At 63.7% G+C, this 17,372-nt stretch carries 16 protein-coding genes; 9 read left to right on the top strand and 7 right to left on the bottom strand.

The genetic code is table 11. From position 1 onward, the window contains the following. Window positions 1–27: 27 nt before the first annotated feature. The 6 genes from xerD (at window position 28) to WF331_RS15360 (ending at window position 5,589) form a co-directional block, all read left to right on the top strand. The gene (xerD, locus tag WF331_RS15385; protein ID WP_016501227.1) at window positions 28–924 is read left to right on the top strand and encodes a site-specific tyrosine recombinase XerD; all 897 of its coding nucleotides are present in this window, start codon (window positions 28–30) and stop codon (window positions 922–924) included. Between the two features lie 153 nt (window positions 925–1,077). Then, window positions 1,078–1,821 carry a thioredoxin fold domain-containing protein gene (locus tag WF331_RS15380; protein ID WP_016501226.1) on the top strand — a complete coding sequence of 248 codons (744 nt, stop codon included), beginning with the start codon at window positions 1,078–1,080 and terminating at the stop codon, window positions 1,819–1,821. A gap of 83 nt (window positions 1,822–1,904) precedes the next feature. Next, window positions 1,905–3,209: a homoserine dehydrogenase gene (locus tag WF331_RS15375; protein WP_016501225.1), complete on the top strand. Its 1,305-nt coding sequence runs from the start codon at window positions 1,905–1,907 to the stop codon at window positions 3,207–3,209. 61 nt (window positions 3,210–3,270) lie between these two features. Then, window positions 3,271–4,680 (top strand): threonine synthase, encoded by a 1,410-nt coding sequence (thrC, locus tag WF331_RS15370; RefSeq protein WP_016501224.1) that lies wholly within the window; start codon window positions 3,271–3,273, stop codon window positions 4,678–4,680. Window positions 4,681–4,809: 129 nt separating this feature from the next. Further along, window positions 4,810–5,229: a response regulator gene (locus WF331_RS15365; RefSeq protein ID WP_016501223.1), complete on the top strand. Its 420-nt coding sequence runs from the start codon at window positions 4,810–4,812 to the stop codon at window positions 5,227–5,229. A gap of 78 nt (window positions 5,230–5,307) precedes the next feature. Next, window positions 5,308–5,589: a DUF3509 domain-containing protein gene (locus tag WF331_RS15360; RefSeq protein WP_016501222.1), complete on the top strand. Its 282-nt coding sequence runs from the start codon at window positions 5,308–5,310 to the stop codon at window positions 5,587–5,589. 265 nt (window positions 5,590–5,854) lie between these two features. Here the strand turns inward: WF331_RS15360 and WF331_RS15355 are convergent, their stop codons facing one another. After that, the gene (locus tag WF331_RS15355; protein ID WP_016501220.1) at window positions 5,855–6,730 is read right to left on the bottom strand and encodes a TIGR02285 family protein; all 876 of its coding nucleotides are present in this window, start codon (window positions 6,728–6,730) and stop codon (window positions 5,855–5,857) included. 21 nt (window positions 6,731–6,751) lie between these two features. Further along, window positions 6,752–7,951, bottom strand: a complete 1,200-nt coding sequence (locus WF331_RS15350; protein ID WP_016501219.1) for a CaiB/BaiF CoA transferase family protein — start codon at window positions 7,949–7,951, stop codon at window positions 6,752–6,754. 131 nt (window positions 7,952–8,082) lie between these two features. On the opposite strand from WF331_RS15350, the gene WF331_RS15345 reads away from it, so the two are divergent. From WF331_RS15345 to WF331_RS15335, 3 genes are all read left to right on the top strand, one after another. After that, window positions 8,083–8,625, top strand: coding sequence for a YaeQ family protein (locus tag WF331_RS15345; RefSeq protein WP_016485154.1), 543 nt, complete (start codon window positions 8,083–8,085; stop codon window positions 8,623–8,625). Window positions 8,626–8,633: 8 nt separating this feature from the next. Then, entirely contained in the window at window positions 8,634–10,343 is a 1,710-nt protein-coding gene (gene recJ, locus WF331_RS15340) for a single-stranded-DNA-specific exonuclease RecJ (protein ID WP_016501218.1), read from the top strand. Between the two features lie 241 nt (window positions 10,344–10,584). Then, entirely contained in the window at window positions 10,585–11,691 is a 1,107-nt protein-coding gene (locus tag WF331_RS15335) for an NADH:flavin oxidoreductase/NADH oxidase (RefSeq protein ID WP_241799646.1), read from the top strand. Window positions 11,692–11,755: 64 nt separating this feature from the next. Here the strand turns inward: WF331_RS15335 and WF331_RS15330 are convergent, their stop codons facing one another. The 5 genes from WF331_RS15330 to ydcS form a co-directional block, all read right to left on the bottom strand. Then, complete coding sequence (locus tag WF331_RS15330) at window positions 11,756–13,180, bottom strand: gamma-aminobutyraldehyde dehydrogenase (RefSeq protein WP_340623059.1); 1,425 nt, start codon at window positions 13,178–13,180, stop codon at window positions 11,756–11,758. A 17-nt stretch (window positions 13,181–13,197) separates the two neighbouring features. Continuing rightward, a complete protein-coding gene (locus WF331_RS15325; protein WP_016501215.1) occupies window positions 13,198–14,004 on the bottom strand; it encodes an ABC transporter permease in 807 nt (268 codons plus the stop codon). Then, window positions 13,994–14,905, bottom strand: a complete 912-nt coding sequence (locus WF331_RS15320; protein WP_016501214.1) for an ABC transporter permease — start codon at window positions 14,903–14,905, stop codon at window positions 13,994–13,996. The genes WF331_RS15325 and WF331_RS15320 overlap by 11 nt, the downstream gene beginning before the upstream one ends. 1 nt (window position 14,906) lies before the next feature. After that, complete coding sequence (locus tag WF331_RS15315; RefSeq protein WP_016501213.1) at window positions 14,907–15,938, bottom strand: ABC transporter ATP-binding protein; 1,032 nt, start codon at window positions 15,936–15,938, stop codon at window positions 14,907–14,909. Between the two features lie 147 nt (window positions 15,939–16,085). Continuing rightward, the gene (gene ydcS, locus WF331_RS15310; RefSeq protein ID WP_016501212.1) at window positions 16,086–17,237 is read right to left on the bottom strand and encodes a putative ABC transporter substrate-binding protein YdcS; all 1,152 of its coding nucleotides are present in this window, start codon (window positions 17,235–17,237) and stop codon (window positions 16,086–16,088) included. Window positions 17,238–17,372: the final 135 nt, after the last annotated feature.

Raw genomic sequence — 17,372 nt, 5'->3', positions numbered from 1 at the left:
CAATTCGCCGTTTGCCACCGAGTCTTCATGCCCGCCCTCGACCACCCCCTGATCGACCAGTTTCTCGACGCCCTGTGGCTTGAAAAAGGCCTGTCCGACAACACCCGCGTGTCCTACCGCAGCGATCTGGCGCTGTTCAACGGCTGGTTGCAGGAACATTCGGTTTCCCTGCCCGACGCCGGCCGTGACCTGATCCTCGACCACCTGGCCTGGCGCCTCGATCAGGGCTACAAGCCACGCTCCACGGCGCGCTTCCTGTCCGGCCTGCGCGGTTTCTTCCGCTATCTGCTGCGGGAAAAGCTGGTGGCGGTAGACCCGACCCTGCAGGTCGACATGCCGCAACTGGGCAAGCCGCTGCCCAAGTCGTTGTCCGAAGCCGACGTTGAAGCCTTGCTGCAGGCCCCGGACCTGGGCGAAGCCATCGGCCAGCGCGACCGCGCCATGCTCGAAGTGCTCTATGCGTGCGGCCTGCGCGTCACCGAGCTGGTCAGCCTGACCCTCGACCAGGTCAACCTGCGCCAGGGTGTGCTGCGGGTGATGGGCAAGGGCAGCAAGGAGCGCCTGGTGCCCATGGGCGAGGAGGCAGTGGTGTGGCTGGAGCGCTACCAGCGCAATGGCCGTGCCGAGTTGCTCAATGGCCGCCCCAGCGATGTGCTGTTCCCCAGCCAGCGCGGCGAGCAGATGACCCGCCAGACTTTCTGGCACCGCATCAAGCACCATGCCCGGGTGGCAGGTATCGACAAATCGCTGTCGCCGCACACGCTGCGCCACGCGTTCGCCACCCACCTGCTCAACCATGGCGCCGACCTGCGCGTGGTGCAGATGCTGCTTGGTCACAGCGACCTTTCGACCACCCAGATCTACACCCACGTCGCCAAGGCCCGCCTGCAGCAGTTGCACGCGCAGCACCACCCGCGTGGATGAATGTTTTTCATGTTCCGCCGACTGGTCCTTGCAAGGCCCTTCACCGGTGGTGTGATGTGGTAGGCTTGGGCGGTTTGCACCAAGGGCCGCACGGCCACCGCGTCTTTTCCGCAGGTGGCGCCCTCCGGTCCCTGTCCGCCTTCAGGAGTTCCCATGCGCGTGACCCAGTTTTTCGCCGCCGCCGCGTTGGCGCTGGCCAGTACCTTCGCTGTTGCCGCGGCAACCGATAGCAACGCCGTCGCCGAGCAGGCCATCCGCAAATCGCTGCAAAACCTCGAGCTGGAAGTGCCCGTCGAAAGCGTGGCCAGCAGCCCGCTGAACGGCCTGTATGAAGTCAAGCTGCAGGGCGGCCGCGTGCTGTACGCCAGCGCCGACGGCCAGTTCGTGATGCAGGGCTACCTGTTCCAGATCCAGGACGGCAAGCCGGTCAACCTCACCGAGAAAACCGAGCGTATGGGCGTCGCCAAGCTCATCAACGGCATTCCAGCGGCCGAGATGGTGGTTTATCCTGCCAAGGGCGAGACCAAGTCGCACATCACCGTGTTCACCGACACCACCTGCCCGTATTGCCACAAGCTGCACGCCGAAGTGCCCGAGCTGAACCGTCGCGGTATCGAAGTGCGCTATGTCGCCTTCCCGCGCCAGGGGCTGGGCTCGCCGGGTGACCAGCAGTTGCAGGCTGTGTGGTGCTCCAGCGATCGCCGTGGGGCGATGGACAAGATGGTCGAAGGTGAAGAGATCAAGGCCGCCAAGTGCGCCAACCCGGTCGGCAAGCAGTTCCAGTTGGGGCAGTCGATCGGCGTAAATGGCACGCCGGCCATCGTCCTTGAAAGCGGCCAGGTCATTCCGGGCTACCAGCCGGCACCGCAAGTCGCCAAGCTGGCACTTGCCAAGTAATCCAATTCAGTACGCCGTCGTCATGGGGTGACGGCATGTTTCACGGTCGGCGAAGGTGTCGGCCGTTCAATGGGGAGTTCACAGTGAAACCGGTCAAAGTAGGCATCTGTGGGTTGGGGACCGTCGGTGGCGGAACCTTCAATGTACTTCAGCGCAACGCCGAGGAGATTGCCCGCCGTGCCGGGCGCGGTATTGAAGTGGCACAGATCGCCATGCGCTCGCAGAACCCGAACTGCCAGATTACCGGTACCCCCATTACCGCTGACGTGTTCGAAGTTGCGAGCAACCCGGAGATCGACATTGTCATCGAGCTGATCGGTGGCTACACCATCGCCCGCGACCTGGTGCTCAAGGCCATCGAAAACGGCAAGCACGTGGTCACCGCCAACAAGGCGCTGATTGCCGTGCACGGTAACGAAATCTTTGCCAAGGCCCGCGAGAAGGGCGTGATCGTCGCCTTCGAAGCGGCCGTGGCGGGCGGCATCCCGGTGATCAAGGCCATCCGCGAAGGCCTGTCGGCCAACCGCATCAACTGGCTGGCCGGCATCATCAACGGCACCGGCAACTTCATCCTCACCGAAATGCGTGAGAAGGGCCGTGCCTTCCCGGACGTGCTGGCCGAAGCCCAGGCGCTGGGTTACGCCGAAGCCGACCCGACCTTCGACGTCGAGGGCATCGACGCCGCGCACAAGCTGACCATCCTGGCGTCGATCGCTTTTGGCATTCCGCTGCAGTTCGACAAGGCCTACACCGAAGGCATTACCCAGCTGACCACTGCTGACGTGAACTATGCCGAGGCCCTGGGCTACCGCATCAAGCACCTGGGCGTGGCGCGTCGCACCGCCGAAGGCATCGAGCTGCGCGTGCACCCGACGCTGATCCCGGCCGACCGCCTGATCGCCAACGTCAACGGCGTGATGAACGCTGTCATGGTCAACGGTGACGCCGCCGGTTCCACCCTGTACTACGGTGCGGGCGCCGGCATGGAGCCTACTGCTTCGTCGGTGGTGGGCGACCTGGTCGACGTGGTCCGTGCCATGACCTCCGACCCGGAAAACCGCGTACCGCACCTGGCCTTCCAGCCAGACTCGCTGTCGGCCCACCCGATCCTGCCGATCGAAGCCTGCGAAAGCGCCTACTACCTGCGCATCCAGGCCAAGGATCACCCGGGCGTACTGGCCCAGGTGGCCAGCATCCTGTCGGAGCGTGGCATCAACATCGAGTCGATCATGCAGAAGGAAGCCGAGGAGCAGGACGGCCTGGTGCCGATGATCCTCCTGACCCATGGTGTGGTCGAACAGAGCATCAACGACGCCATCGTCGCCCTGGAAGCCCTGCAGGACGTGATCGGCAAGGTCGTGCGTATCCGCGTCGAACAGCTCAACTGACAAAATTATTGCCGTCGGGCCGCCAGCGCGGCCCCGGCCCCAGCATCGAAGGTTTGCACCCATGCGCTATATCAGTACCCGCGGCCAGGCACCGGCCCTGAATTTCGAAGACGTGCTGCTGGCTGGCCTGGCCAGTGACGGCGGCCTGTACGTGCCAGAAAACCTGCCACGCTTCACCCAGGAAGAAATCGCTTCCTGGGCTGGCCTGCCATACCACGAGCTGGCTTTCCGCGTGATGCGCCCGTTCGTTGAAGGCAGCATCGCCGATGCCGATTTCAAGAAGATCCTCGAAGAAACCTACGGCGAGTTCGCCCACGCTGCGGTCGCACCGCTGCGTCAGCTGAACAGCAACGAGTGGGTGCTGGAGCTTTTCCACGGCCCGACCTTGGCGTTCAAGGACTTCGCCCTGCAACTGCTCGGCCGTCTGCTCGACCACGTGCTGGCCAAGCGCAACGAGCGCGTGGTGATCATTGGCGCCACCAGTGGTGACACCGGTTCCGCCGCCATCGAAGGCTGCCGCCGTTGCGACAACGTCGACATCTTCATCCTGCACCCGCACCAGCGCGTGTCGGAAGTGCAGCGCCGCCAGATGACCACCATCTTCGGGGACAACATCCACAACATCGCCATCGAAGGCAACTTCGACGACTGCCAGGAAATGGTCAAGGCCAGCTTCGCCGACCAGTCGTTCCTCAAGGGCACCCGCCTGGTGGCAGTCAACTCGATCAACTGGGCGCGCATCATGGCCCAGATCGTCTACTACTTCCACGCAGCCCTCCAGCTGGGCGGCCCGGCACGTTCGGTGGCGTTCTCGGTACCAACCGGCAACTTCGGCGACATCTTCGCCGGTTACCTGGCGCGCAACATGGGCCTGCCGATCAGCCAGCTGATCGTCGCCACCAACCGCAACGACATCCTGCACCGCTTCATGAGCGGCAACCAGTACGTCAAGGACACCCTGCACGCGACCCTGTCGCCGTCGATGGACATCATGGTCTCGTCCAACTTCGAGCGCCTGCTGTTCGACCTGCACGGCCGCAACGGCGCCTCCATTGCCGAGCTGATGGACAACTTCAAGCAAGGTGGCGGCTTCAGCGTCGAGCAAGGCCGCTGGACCGAAGCCCGCAAACTGTTCGACTCGCTGGCCGTCAGCGACGAGCAGACCTGCGAGACCATTGCCGAAGTCTTCGCTGCCACCGGTGAAGTGCTGGACCCGCACACCGCGATTGGCGTCAAGGCTGCCCGCGAGTGCCGTCGTAGCCTGGACACGCCAATGGTGGTGTTGGGTACCGCGCACCCGGTCAAGTTCCCGGAAGCGGTGGAAAAGGCGGGTGTAGGCAAGGCGCTGGAGCTGCCGGCGCACCTCAGTGACCTGTTCAGCCGTGAAGAGCGTTGCACGGTGCTGGCCAATGACCTGAAAGCAGTGCAGGGCTTTGTCAGCCAGCACGGCAACCGCGGCAAACCGTTGTAAGCGCGTTGCCATGTGGGGCCGCAAAGCGGCCCCACATGGCAACCTTTTCCTTTGATCCTTCAGAAATTTCCTCTTCGACCCGTCCAGCGCCAAGCCTAAATTAGCCGGTCCTCCCACCAGGAGCGGCATATGCACCAGCCCTACGTGTTGATCCACCAGGCTCGCCCGTCCCATCAGATCCTCCTGCACCAGGCCCTCAACGCCCAAGGCATGTTCAACGTGCGCATCAGCGCAAACGCCACCGACCTGGACGCTTGCCTGGCTGCTGAACGTCGCCCCGACCTGCTGATTCTCGACCACGCCATGCCAACCCGGGCCGGCCTTTCTTTGCTCGCACGGCAGCATCGATCACGAGCGTTGCTGTTCGTCGGCCAGGCTACCCCCAAGCACCAGAACCTTGCCCAGGAGGCAAGAAAGCGGGGCCTCTGGGTACTCGCCGAACTCCCTTGGCCGCTTTCGACGACACGCCTGCAGCGTGCCCTGCAAGCGCTGCAGGAGCGTCCGTGGCGGCGTATTCAAACTGTCATGTCTGCCCCGCATGCTCAATGAAACAGCTGCGGCATACGAACTTTGCGCTGCGCCTGTTGGTCAGTTCCTTTATATCCCACCACGCAGCGAGTGAACCGGATGGAAAGAATCTGCAAACTGCTCAACGAAGCCCTGACTCCCTATCAGGCCCAGCTTGGCATCGCCGACGCCAGCGGCAATCGTCAGTTGACCGTTCACGACCGCGTTGCCGGCATTACCTTGCGACGCATGGTCAGCGAGCGTCAGTTGCAGGAGCAACGCCTGTTGATCGATCTGGTGGATGGCCTGCACCGTGACTTGCAGATTGCCGAAGGGCGGTTGCAGCCTTGTGTGATCGCGGCGCTGCAGCAGCGTCAGCAACCCCAGGGAACCTTTGCCTGAGTGGTGTATCAGACAGTGTAAGGGTAGCCAGCCAGTGCTTTGCTCCGGTGCTGGCAAGGCTGCCTCGGTAAGTCCCCAAGGACTTTCGCTTGGCCCCGGGCGTCCTCCCCAGCGTCCGGGGTTTCTTTTTTCTGCGCAGGCTCATTTCCCTGTAGGAGCAGCCTTGTGCTGCGAAATGGCCAGTGCAGCTTGAGAATGTCGTTTGTCATGAGGGCCTCTTCGCAGCACAAGGCTGCTCCTACAGCGACCGTGTATGTCGGTTGGCTTATTGGCCTTCAAAGAAGCGTTTGCTGTCTTCCAGATAGTCTTCCTGTAACGCCGGATCCAGCCAACGCGCATACAACGCCGGCAAAACATCCCGGCGCAGTGCAGGTAACAGCCGATCAATATGCGCGATCGCTTCGCGGCCCAGGGGGCTGTCCGTGCAACCCACATGCAGAAACTGGTAGCGCTCGACCCCCTGCACCGGATGAAACTGGTAATCCGCCAGTGCCCCCCCTTGCTGCTGAATCAGATAGCGAACTTCCGGCCAGTAGCCGAGCACCATGCGCAGGCGCCCCAGCTGTTGCATCTGTAGCAGGTTGGCGGTGGCATCGTTGCCGTAGTGGCGGCTGAGCACGCTGTCGGGCAACTGGCGCAGGATGGCGTCGATCTGGGTGCCGTAGCTGCGTTCTGCAACAATCCCCAGCTTCAGCGAGCCGTTGCTCAGCAGGCCATGCAGGTCTACCTGCTGACCGTCGAGGTAGGGAACCGCCAGCGCCTGGTTTTCCTTGCGCAGCACCAGGCCACCGCTGAGCACGCCCAGCGATGGCATGGAAAAGCGCACATATTCGGCCCGTTCCGGGGTCCATAGCAGGGTAGGGTCGCAGGTGAAGCTGTTGCGGTCTTGCAGCATCTGGATGCCACGGGCGCGGTTGACCCGCACAATGCTGTGGTCGTATTCGGGCATCTGCCCAATCAGCAGCGGCAACAACTGGTCGATCACCCCTTGGCCTTTTTCCGGGCCTGCAAAAATGGTGAACGGCGGCAGGTCACGCACCAGCCAGAAGATGCGTTCCTTGGCACTGACAGGCTGTAGCAGCAATGCGGGCAGTAGCCCGCACAGCAGGATCAGGTGGCGTAGCCCGCGGGTAGCGCGCATGGGCGAGGGCGGCGCCAGGCGTCAGACCGCGCCGGCTTCGCGCAGGCCGGCAATGGCCGCTGCGTCGTAGCCCAGGCGGGTGAGCAATGCCTCGGTGTGTTCGCCCAGCGCCGGGCCGACCCATTCGGTGGAGCCAGGCGTATCCGACAGCTTCGGCACGATGCCCGGCATGCGGAACGGCTTGCCGTCCGGCAGCTTGGCCTGCAGGAACATTTCCCGCGCCAGGTACTGCGGGTCATTGAACATGTCTTCGGCCGAATAGATACGGCTGGCCGGTACTTCGGCCGTGGTCAGCACCTGCATCAGTTGCTCAAGAGGCAGGCTGTTGGCCCAGCGGTCGATCACCCCGTACAGCTCGTCACGGCGCAGGTCGCGGCCATCGTTGCTGGCCAGGGTCGGGTCATCTGCCAGGTCGGCACGGCCGATGGCCTGCATGAAGCGCTTGAAGATCGCATCGCCGTTGGCGCCGATCTGCACGTGCTTGCCGTCGGCGCTGGTATGGATGGAGGAGGGGGTGATACCCGGCATGATGTTGCCGGTGCGCTCGCGGATAAAACCGAACACATCGAACTCCGGGACCATGCTTTCCATCATGGCGAAGATCGCCTCGTACAGCGCCACGTCCACCACCTGGCCCTGGCCGCCATTGACCTCGCGGTGGCGCAGCGCCATCAACGCACCGATCACCCCCCACAGGGCGGCGATCGAGTCGCCGATGGAAATGCCCGTGCGTACTGGCGGGCGGTCGTCGAAGCCGGTGATGTAGCGCAAACCGCCCATCGACTCGCCCACCGCGCCGAAGCCCGGTTGGTCTTTCATCGGCCCGGTCTGGCCAAAGCCCGAGAGGCGCACCATCACCAGGCGCGGGTTAAGGGCATGCAGCACATCCCAACCCAGGCCGAATTTTTCCAGCACGCCGGGGCGGAAGTTCTCGATCAGGATGTCGGCGTCGGCCAGCAGGCGCTTCAGAATCTCGATGCCTTCGGGGTGCTTGAGGTTGAGGGTGAGCGATTGCTTGTTGCGCGCCTGCACGAACCACCACAGCGAAGTGCCCTCGTACAGCTTGCGCCACTTGCGCAACGGGTCGCCGCCATCGGGGGATTCGACCTTGATCACCTCGGCGCCGAATTCGGCACAGATGCGCGAGGCGAACGGCCCGGCAATCAGGGTGCCAAGTTCGACAACTTTGAGGCCGGCGAGGGGTTTGCTGGGCGTCGACATGGGGCATCCGTGGCAGCTGGGCAGAGCCGTGGTTTTATCACACGTCGGTTTCGCCGGGTACTGCTGCGGCGCATGGAAGGTGCGGATGGGTTAGACTGTGCCACTTTTCTTTTGCACGAAGCCCGTCGACCATGGCCCAGCCGTCCACCACCTACAAGTTCGAATTGAATCTGACCGACCTTGATCGCAATGTCTACGAAAGCGTCAAGCAGACCATCGCTCGCCACCCTTCGGAAACCGAAGAGCGTATGGCGGTTCGTCTGTTGGCGTATGCGCTCTGGTACAACGAGAACTTGTCGTTTGGCCGCGGTCTGTCGGATGTCGATGAGCCGGCACTGTGGGAAAAGAGCCTGGATGATCGCGTGCTGCACTGGATCGAAGTGGGCCAGCCAGACGCCGACCGCCTGACCTGGTGCTCGCGCCGTACCGAACGCACCAGCCTGCTGGCCTATGGCAGCCTGCGTGTGTGGGAAGGCAAGGTGGTGGGCGCGGTCAAGAACCTGAAAAACCTGAACATCGCTGCCGTGCCTCAGGAGGTGCTGGAGACGCTGGCCACCGACATGCCGCGCAGCATCAAGTGGGACGTGATGATCAGCGAAGGCACGGTGTTCGTGACGGATGACCGTGGCCAGCACGAAGTGCAACTGCAGTGGCTGCTCGGTGAGCGTGGCTGAAGCGACCCATGCGCATCGAACCTCGCCCCCTGCCGCCGACCCTGCCATTTCTGGGTAACTTGCCACCCTTGCTGACCCGCCTGTACGCCGCGCGCGGCGTGCAGTCCGAGGCCGAACTGGACAAAAGCCTGGCGCGCCTGCTGCCGTACCAGCAGCTCAAGGGCATCGAGGCCGGTGTCGACCTGCTTGTCGAGGCGCTGGACCAGCGCCAGCGCATCCTTATCGTTGGCGACTTCGATGCCGATGGCGCCACCGCCAGCACCGTCGGGGTGCTGGGCCTGCGCCTGATGGGTGCAGCCCACGTCGATTACCTGGTGCCCAACCGCTTCGAATACGGCTATGGCCTCACCCCGGAAATCGTCGAGGTGGCGCTGCAGCGTCAGCCGCAACTGCTGATCACCGTGGACAACGGCATTTCCAGCGTCGAGGGTGTGGCGGCAGCCAAGGCCGCCGGGCTCAAGGTGCTGGTGACTGACCACCACCTGCCGGGCCAGCAGCTGCCCGAGGCCGACGCCATCATCAACCCTAACCAGCCGGGCTGTACGTTCCCGAGCAAGGCGCTGGCCGGGGTAGGGGTGATCTTCTATGTGCTGATGGCCCTGCGCGCGCGCTTGCGCACCCTGGGGCGCTACGAGACGCAACCACAGCCGAACATCGGCGAACTGCTCGACCTGGTCGCGTTGGGCAGCGTCGCCGACGTGGTGCCGCTGGATGCCAACAACCGCATCCTGGTGCACCAGGGCCTCGAGCGCATCCGCGCCGGCCGCGCCCGGCCAGGGCTGAAAGCGATTCTCGAAGTGGCCCGCCGCGATCACCGGCGCATCACCTCGACTGACCTGGGTTTCATCCTCGGCCCACGGCTGAACGCCGCCGGTCGCCTGGACGACATGAGCCTGGGCATTGAATGCCTGCTGTGCGAGGACGCGGCACTGGCCCAGGACATGGCCCAGCAGCTGGACGACCTGAACCAGGACCGCAAGTCCATCGAGCAGGGCATGCAGCGCGAGGCCCTGGCCCAGCTCAAGGACCTGCCGGTCGAGTCGATGCCGTATGGACTGTGCCTGTTCGATGCCGACTGGCACCAGGGTGTGATCGGTATTCTGGCTTCGCGCCTTAAAGAGCGTTATCACCGGCCAACCATCGCGTTCGCGGATGCCGGCGAGGGCATGCTCAAAGGTTCGGCGCGCTCGGTACCAGGCTTCCACATCCGCGATGCACTGGATGCCGTGGCGGCGCGTCACCCGCAGCTGATCAGCAAGTTCGGTGGCCACGCCATGGCTGCGGGCTTATCGTTGCCTGAGGATAATTTCCCGGCCTTTGCCGAGGCGTTCGACGAAGAAGTGCGGCGCCAGCTGCGTGAGGAAGACCTGACAGGCCGGCTGTTGTCAGATGGCAGCCTGGCCGTGGAGGAATTTCACCTCGACCTGGCCAAGGCCCTGCGCCATGCCGGGCCTTGGGGCCAGCATTTCCCCGAGCCGCTGTTCCACGGCGTGTTCCAGCTGGTGGAGCAGCGCGTGGTGGGCGAGCGGCACCTGAAGGTGGTGCTCAAGAGCGAGTGTGGTTCGGTGCGCCTGGATGGTATTGCATTTGGCGTCGACCGAGAAGTGTGGCCGAACCCGACCGTGCGCTGGGTCGAACTGGCGTACAAGCTGGACGTGAACGAGTTTCGTGGCAACGAAAGTGTGCAGTTGATGATTGCCCACATGGAGCCGCGCTGACGGGTTCGCTGGGCTTGCCTTGAGTTGTTTGGTGTGGCGGAAATCGAGCGCCGCGCGGGCGGCGCTCGATCTCACCGGCGACATCACTTTCGAGCCTGACACCCGCATCCCACCCAAAATCCCATGGAACCTCCCCCCCACCCATTCTGGTCTAGTCTGAAGTTATGACCGGACCTGGGCCAGGGACGTGCAATTGAGTGTCCGGGCCGGATCACCATTGGAGTCCTTGGGAGGTGCCCTCATGAGCCTGCTGCTCGAGCCTTACACCCTGCGTCAGCTGACCCTGCCCAACCGCATCGCCGTATCGCCGATGTGCCAGTATTCCGCCGTCGATGGTCTGGCCAACGACTGGCACCTTGTCCATTTGGGCAGCCGTGCTGTGGGTGGTGCCGGTCTGGTGATCACGGAAGCAGTGGCAGTTACCGCCGATGGCCGCATCACCGCCGAAGACCTCGGCCTGTGGGACGACGCCCAGATCGCGCCGCTGCAACGCATCACCCGTTTCATCACCGCCCAGGGCGCCGTGCCGGGCATACAGTTGGCGCACGCCGGGCGCAAGGCCAGTACCTATCGCCCATGGCTGGGCAAACAGGGCAGTGTGAAGCTTGAAGAGGGAGGCTGGCAACCAGTAGGCCCATCGAAGATCGCGTTCGACCCGCAACACACACCGCCACACGAGCTGACCCCGGATGAGATCCAGGGCGTGATCGCGGCCTTTGTCGCCGCGACCGAACGCGCCTTGAAGGCCGGTTTCAAGGTAGTCGAAATACACGCTGCCCATGGCTACCTGCTGCACCAGTTCCTGTCACCGCTGAGCAACCAGCGCCGCGACGAGTACGGCAGTTGTTTCGAAAACCGCATCCGCCTGACCCTGCAGGTGGTCGAGGCTGTGCGCACGGCCTGGCCTACCGAATTGCCGCTGTTGGTGCGGGTATCGGCAACCGATTGGGTGGAGGATGGCTGGAACCCGGATGAAACCGTCGAACTGGCCCGTCGACTGCGAGGGTTGGGTGTGGACCTGATCGATGTATCCTCTGGCGGTACCTCGGTAAACGCCGAGATCCCCACCGGCCCCGGCTACCAGACCCGCTTCGCCGAACGCGTGCGCAAGGAATCGGAAATTGCCACCGGCACCGTGGGCATGATCACCGAACCGGCCCAGGCCGAGCACATCCTGCGCACCGGCCAGGCCGACCTCATCTTCCTCGCCCGCGAACTGCTGCGCGACCCGTACTGGCCACTGCACGCCGACGACGACCTGGGCGGCAACAAGGCCACCTGGCCTGCGCAATACCAACGCGCGACCAGCCGCGCCAACCCGATTCACGAGTCCGACCTGCGCGATTAGGTTCTACCTGTGCCGGCCTCTTCGCGGGCGAGCCCGCGAAGAGGCCAGTGGCTAGAACCTCGGGCTAGTGCTTGATCATCACATGCCGCACACAGGTGTAGTCCTCCAGCCCATACATCGACATATCCTTCCCATACCCCGAATGCTTCTGCCCGCCATGAGGCATTTCGCTGACCAGCATGAAGTGGGTATTCACCCAGGTGCAGCCATACTGCAAGCGCGCCGCCAGGCGGTGGGCGCGGCCGGTGTCGCGGGTCCAGACCGATGAGGCCAGGCCGTAGTTGGAGTCGTTGGCCCATTCCAGCGCCTGGGCTTCGTCATTGAAGCGGGTGACGGATACCACCGGGCCGAACACTTCGTTGCGCACGATCTCGTCGTCCTGCAGGGCGTCGGCCAGCACGGTCGGTTCGAAGAAGAAGCCATCGCCATCAATCGCCTTGCCACCGATCACCAGGCGAATGTGCGGTTGGTCGATGGCCCGCTGCACCAGCCCGGCGACCTTGTCGCGATGCTGGGCACTGATCAACGGCCCCAGCTCGGTGTCCTCGGCGTCCTGCAGGCCCGGTTTGAGGCTGGCTACTGCTTCACCCAGGCGCTCGACGAAGCGCTCGTAGATGCCGTCCTGCACGTACAGGCGGCAGGCTGCGGTGCAGTCCTGGCCGGCGTTGTAGAAGCCGAAAGTGCGGATGCCGTCGATGGCAGCGTCGATGTCGGCGTCGTCGAACACCAGCACCGGGGCCTTGCCACCCAACTCCATGTGCATGCGTTTAACGCTGTCGGCGGTGGCGCTGATGATGTGCGCGCCAGTGGGTATGGAGCCTGTCAGCGACACCATGCGCACCTTGGGATGGTTGACCAGCGGGTTGCCGACGGTCTGGCCGCGGCCAAAGAGAATGTTGAGGACGCCCGGTGGCAGCAGATCCTGGGCCAGTTCACCCAGGCGCAAGGCGGTCAGCGGGGTCAGTTCGGAGGGTTTGATCACCACCGTGTTGCCGGCTGCCAGGGCCGGGGCGATCTTCCACGCCAACATCATCAACGGATAGTTCCACGGTGCGATGGAAGCAACTACGCCCAATGGGTCGCGGCGGATCATCGAGGTGTGGCCGGGCAGGTACTCGCCCGCCGCCAAACCGCCCAGGCAGCGTGCCGCGCCGGCAAAATAGCGGAACACGTCGGCAATCGCCGGGATTTCATCGTTCAACGCGGCGCTCAGGGGCTTGCCGCAGTTCTGCGATTCCAGCCGGGCCAGTTCATCGCCATGGGCTTCGATGGCATCCGCCAGCGCCAGCAAGGTTTGCGAGCGGTCCTTGGGGCTGGTTTGCGACCAGCTGTCGAAGGCCTGGTCGGCGGCGCGCACGGCGCTGTCCACTTGGGCCTCGGTGGCTTCGTTGATCTGTGCCAGCGCGGTTCCCAGCGCCGGGTTGAGCACGGTCCAGGCCGGGCCTTGGCCAGCGACCAGTTGGCCATTGATCAGCATCTGCGTTTGCATCGGGGACTCCTCCAGGGTCATTTGCCACTGCCCGCGACGCTCTCGCCGCCACGGGTCAGGTAGTAGGCGCCAAGGATTGGCAGCATGGTCACCAACATCACCAGCATGGCGACCACGTTGGTCACCGGCACGTCGCGCGGGCGGCTGAGCTGGTTCAACAGCCAGATCGGCAGGGTGCGTTCGTGGCCGGCGGTGAAGGTGGTGACGATGATTTCATCGAACGACAGGGCAAAAGCCAGCATGCCACCGGCCAGCAGTGCCGAGCCAAGGTTGGGCAGGATGATGTAGCGGAAGGTCTGCCAGCCATCGGCGCCCAAATCCATCGACGCTTCAATCAGGCTCTGCGAGGTGCGCCGCAGGCGGGCGATCACGTTGTTGTAGACGATCACCACGCAGAACGTGGCGTGACCGACCACGATGGTGAACACCCCGGGCTCTATCCCCAGGGACTTGAAGGCCGAGAGCAGGGCGATGCCGGTGATGATGCCGGGCAGGGCGATAGGCAGGATCAGCATCAGCGAAATGCTCTCTTTGCCGAAGAAGCTGCGCCGATACAACGCGACCGACGCCAGTGTGCCCAGCACCAGGGCAATCAGCGTGGCCAGGCAGGCCACCTGCAGCGACAGCTTGATCGCCTCCAGTACATCGGGCCGGGCGAAAGCCACACCGATCCACTTCAGGGTAAAGCCCTTGGGCGGGAAGCTGAACGCCGCGTCTTCGGTGTTGAAGGCGTACAGGAAGATGATCAGGATCGGGAAGTGCAGGAATAGCAGCCCGCCCCAAGCCGCCAGTCGCAGCCCTGTTGAAGCATTTTCAGAGTGCATCGAAGGCCCCCAGGCGCTTGACGATGGACAGGTACAAGGCAATAAGCACGATGGGCACCAGGGTGAACGCGGCGGCCATCGGCATGTTGCCGATCGCCCCTTGCTGGGCATAGACCATGCTGCCGATGAAGTAACCGGGTGGGCCGACCAGCTGCGGCACGATGAAGTCACCCAGGGTGAGCGAGAAGGTGAAGATCGAGCCGGCGGCGATGCCTGGGATCGAAAGCGGCAGGATCACCTGCACGAAGGTTTGCCCGGGCCGTGCGCCAAGGTCTGCCGAGGCTTGCAGCAGCGAAGGCGGCAGGCGCTCCAGCGAGGCCTGGATCGGCAGGATCATGAATGGCAGCCAGATGTACACGAACACCATGAAGCGCCCCAGGTGGGAAGTCGACAGCGTGCTGCCGCCCACGCCCGGCACGGCCAGCACCGCCTGCAGCAGGCCATCCAGGTGCAACTGCTGGACGAACCACTGAGCGACGCCGCCCTTTGCCAGCAGCAGGGTCCAGGCATAGGTCTTGACGATGTAACTGGCCCACATCGGCATCATCACCGCGATGTAGAAAAACGCCTTGGTCTTGCCGCTGGTGAAGCGCGCCATGTAGTAGGCGATGGGGAAGGCCAGTACCGCGCTGGCCAATGACACGGCCACCGCCATGCCCAAGGTGCGCAGGATGATGTCGAAGTTCGACGGGTTGAACAGCGCGGCGAAGTTGCCCAGGGTCAGGTCCGGGGTCACCGCCATGGTGAAGTCGTCGAAAGTGTAGAAACCTTGCCACAGCAGGTTCAGCAACGAGCCCAGGTAGATTGCGCCGAACCACGTCAGCGGGGGTGCCAGCAGCAGTGCCAGGTACAGGTTCGGGCGCCGGTACAGCAGGTTGGACAGGTTGCGCAGAGTGCTCATGTCAGCGGGCCTCGGTTTCCTGCAGCACCGTCATGGCCTCGCGGGGCCAATGTGCCAGCACCCGTTGCCCGGGCTGCCACACTTGGGGCTGCGCTTGCCAGCGGTCGTTGGCCTGGCTCACCGCCAACAGCTGGCCGCTTTCCAGTTGCAGCTCGAAGCGTGTGGCGCTGCCCTGATACTGGACATCGCGCAACAAGCCGCTGACCTGCACTTCATGGCTGGTCACCACCGGCTCGCCCAGGCGGATGTGCTCGGGGCGGATGGAGAAGGGCGCCGGGCTGCCGTTGAGCTGCATGGCCAGCTCGCCACGCACCACGTTGGAGGTGCCGACGAATTCGGCGACGAAGGTGGTAGCGGGCTTCATGTACAGGTTGCGCGGGGTGTCGACCTGTTCGATACGGCCGCGGTTGAACACCGCGACCCGGTCGGACATCGACAGGGCCTCGGTCTGGTCGTGGGTGACGAAGATGAAGGTGATGCCCAGTTGGCGCTGCAGTTTTTTCAGCTCGCCCTGCATCTGTTCGCGCAACTTCAGGTCCAGCGCGCCCAAGGGTTCATCCAGCAGCAATACCCGTGGCCGGTTGACCAAGGCGCGGGCCAGGGCCACGCGCTGGCGCTGGCCGCCGGACAGCTGCGCCGGCTTGCGCGCGCCATATCCGGCCAGGGCCACCATGGCCAGGGCTTCTTCGGCGCGGCCGTGGCGCTCGGCCTTGGCCACACCTTTCACTTTCAGGCCATAAGCGATGTTGTCCAGCACGTTCATGTGCGGGAACAGCGCGTAGTCCTGGAACACGGTGTTGACGTCGCGCTGGTAGGGCGGCACGCCAGTGGCTTCGATACCGTGGATACGGATTGAACCGCTGGTGGGTTGTTCGAAGCCGGCGATCAGGCGCAGGCAGGTGGTCTTGCCCGAGCCGGAAGGGCCGAGCATCGAGAAGAATTCGCCATCGATGATGTCGATGCTGACCTGATCGACAGCCTTGACCTCGCCGAAGGTGCGGGAAACCTGGGTGAACTGGACGGCTAGGGGCATAGGCTGTACTCAGTTGTCTATGTATTGCCTGCCCTGGCCCTGTCGCCGGCAAGCCAGCTCCCACCAGTCCTGCACAAGGCTGGGGCCTTTGCAGACACTGTGGGAGCTGGCTTGCCGGCGATAGGGCCAATGCAGGCCAAGTAACTTTTAGCGCCCACCCATGATCGCAATGTAGTCCTGGGTCCAGCGGCTATACGGCACGAACTTGCCCCCCTGGGCCTGCGGGGTTTTCCAGAAGGCGATCTTGTCGAAATTGTCGAACCCGTTGGTCTTGCAGCCCTCGGCGCCCAGCAGTTCGCTGCCGGTGCACGCTGCCGGCACCGCCGGCAACGAACCGAACCAGGCCGCTACGTCACCCTGCACCTTAGGTTGCAGCGACCAGTCCATCCACTTGTAGGCGCAGTTGGGGTGCTTGGCCTCGCTGTGCAGCATGGTGGTGTCGGCCCAGCCGGTTGCGCCTTCCTTGGGAATGGTCGAGGCCACCGGCTGGTTCTCGGCCTTCAGGCCATTGACCATGTAGCCCCAGGAACTGGAGGCGACCACGCCTTCGTTCTTCACGTCGCTCATCTGCACGGTGGCGTCATGCCAGTAACGGTGGATCAGCGGTTGCTGCTGGCGCAGCAGTTCCAGCACGGCCTGGTATTGCTCCTCGTTCAGCTCGTAAGGGTCCTTGATGCCCAGTTCTGGCTTGGTCGACTTCAGGTACAGCGCCGCGTCGGCGATGTAGATCGGCCCGTCGTAGGCCTGGACGCGGCCTTTGTTCGGCTTGCCGTCGGGCAGGTTCTGCGGCTCGAACACCACGCCCCAGCTGGTAGGGGCCTGCTTGAATGTGTTGGTGTTGTACAGCAGCACGTTCGGCCCCCACTGATAGGGGGTGCCGTACACCTGCTTGTCGACTACGTACCAGCCACCGTTCTGCAGGCGCGGGTCGATGTTCTTCCAGTTGGGGATCAGGGCGGTGTTGATCGGCTGCACGCGCTTGCCCACGATCAGCCGCAGCGAGGCATCGCCCGAGGCGGTGACCAGGTCATAACCGCCCTTGGTCATCAGGCTGACCATCTCGTCCGAGGTGGCGGCGGTCTTCACACTGACCTTGCAGCCGGTTTCCTTCTCGAAGCCGGTCACCCAGTCGTAGGCCTTGTCGCTTTCACCGCGCTCGATGTAGCCGGGCCAGGCAACGATATCCAGGCGCCCCTCGCCGGGCCCCAGGGCCTTGGGCGGTTCGGCAGCCTGCAGGCTGGCGCTGGCCAGCACGGCACCGGTCATGGCGCCGAGCAATGCGGTCTTGTGCACTGACATGGTGTTCCCTCTTTTTGGAGATCTTGTTCGGGGCAGTCATCAAGCAAGCCGTGAAGCAATTGTTATAAGCGTAGTGCGATCGCGCGAGGTATTGGCGATATCGAGTCTAGTTGGCTTTTTGCCAGCCAATGCAAC

The sequence above is a fragment of the Pseudomonas sp. YNh genome (assembly GCF_037993085.1).
In the GTDB taxonomy this organism is placed as follows: domain Bacteria; phylum Pseudomonadota; class Gammaproteobacteria; order Pseudomonadales; family Pseudomonadaceae; genus Aquipseudomonas; species Aquipseudomonas putida.
Note: the sequence above shows the minus strand (reverse complement) of the source record. Positions and strands in the feature narration are given on the sequence as shown.

Bases quoted from the DNA above. Each gene is read 5' to 3' on its own strand.
- xerD (WP_016501227.1), top strand. From the start codon at position 28: ATGCCCGCCCTCGACCACCCCCTGATCGACCAGTTTCTCGACGCCCTG.
- thrC (WP_016501224.1), top strand. From the start codon at position 3,271: ATGCGCTATATCAGTACCCGCGGCCAGGCACCGGCCCTGAATTTCGAA.
- WF331_RS15320 (WP_016501214.1), bottom strand. From the start codon at position 14,905: ATGAGCACTCTGCGCAACCTGTCCAACCTGCTGTACCGGCGCCCGAAC.
- WF331_RS15325 (WP_016501215.1), bottom strand. From the start codon at position 14,004: ATGCACTCTGAAAATGCTTCAACAGGGCTGCGACTGGCGGCTTGGGGC.
- WF331_RS15365 (WP_016501223.1), top strand. From the start codon at position 4,810: ATGCACCAGCCCTACGTGTTGATCCACCAGGCTCGCCCGTCCCATCAG.
- WF331_RS15350 (WP_016501219.1), bottom strand. From the start codon at position 7,951: ATGTCGACGCCCAGCAAACCCCTCGCCGGCCTCAAAGTTGTCGAACTT.
- WF331_RS15360 (WP_016501222.1), top strand. From the start codon at position 5,308: ATGGAAAGAATCTGCAAACTGCTCAACGAAGCCCTGACTCCCTATCAG.
- recJ (WP_016501218.1), top strand. From the start codon at position 8,634: ATGCGCATCGAACCTCGCCCCCTGCCGCCGACCCTGCCATTTCTGGGT.
- WF331_RS15345 (WP_016485154.1), top strand. From the start codon at position 8,083: ATGGCCCAGCCGTCCACCACCTACAAGTTCGAATTGAATCTGACCGAC.
- WF331_RS15330 (WP_340623059.1), bottom strand. From the start codon at position 13,180: ATGCAAACGCAGATGCTGATCAATGGCCAACTGGTCGCTGGCCAAGGC.
- WF331_RS15335 (WP_241799646.1), top strand. From the start codon at position 10,585: ATGAGCCTGCTGCTCGAGCCTTACACCCTGCGTCAGCTGACCCTGCCC.
- WF331_RS15355 (WP_016501220.1), bottom strand. From the start codon at position 6,730: ATGCGCGCTACCCGCGGGCTACGCCACCTGATCCTGCTGTGCGGGCTA.
- ydcS (WP_016501212.1), bottom strand. From the start codon at position 17,237: ATGTCAGTGCACAAGACCGCATTGCTCGGCGCCATGACCGGTGCCGTG.
- WF331_RS15380 (WP_016501226.1), top strand. From the start codon at position 1,078: ATGCGCGTGACCCAGTTTTTCGCCGCCGCCGCGTTGGCGCTGGCCAGT.
- WF331_RS15315 (WP_016501213.1), bottom strand. From the start codon at position 15,938: ATGCCCCTAGCCGTCCAGTTCACCCAGGTTTCCCGCACCTTCGGCGAG.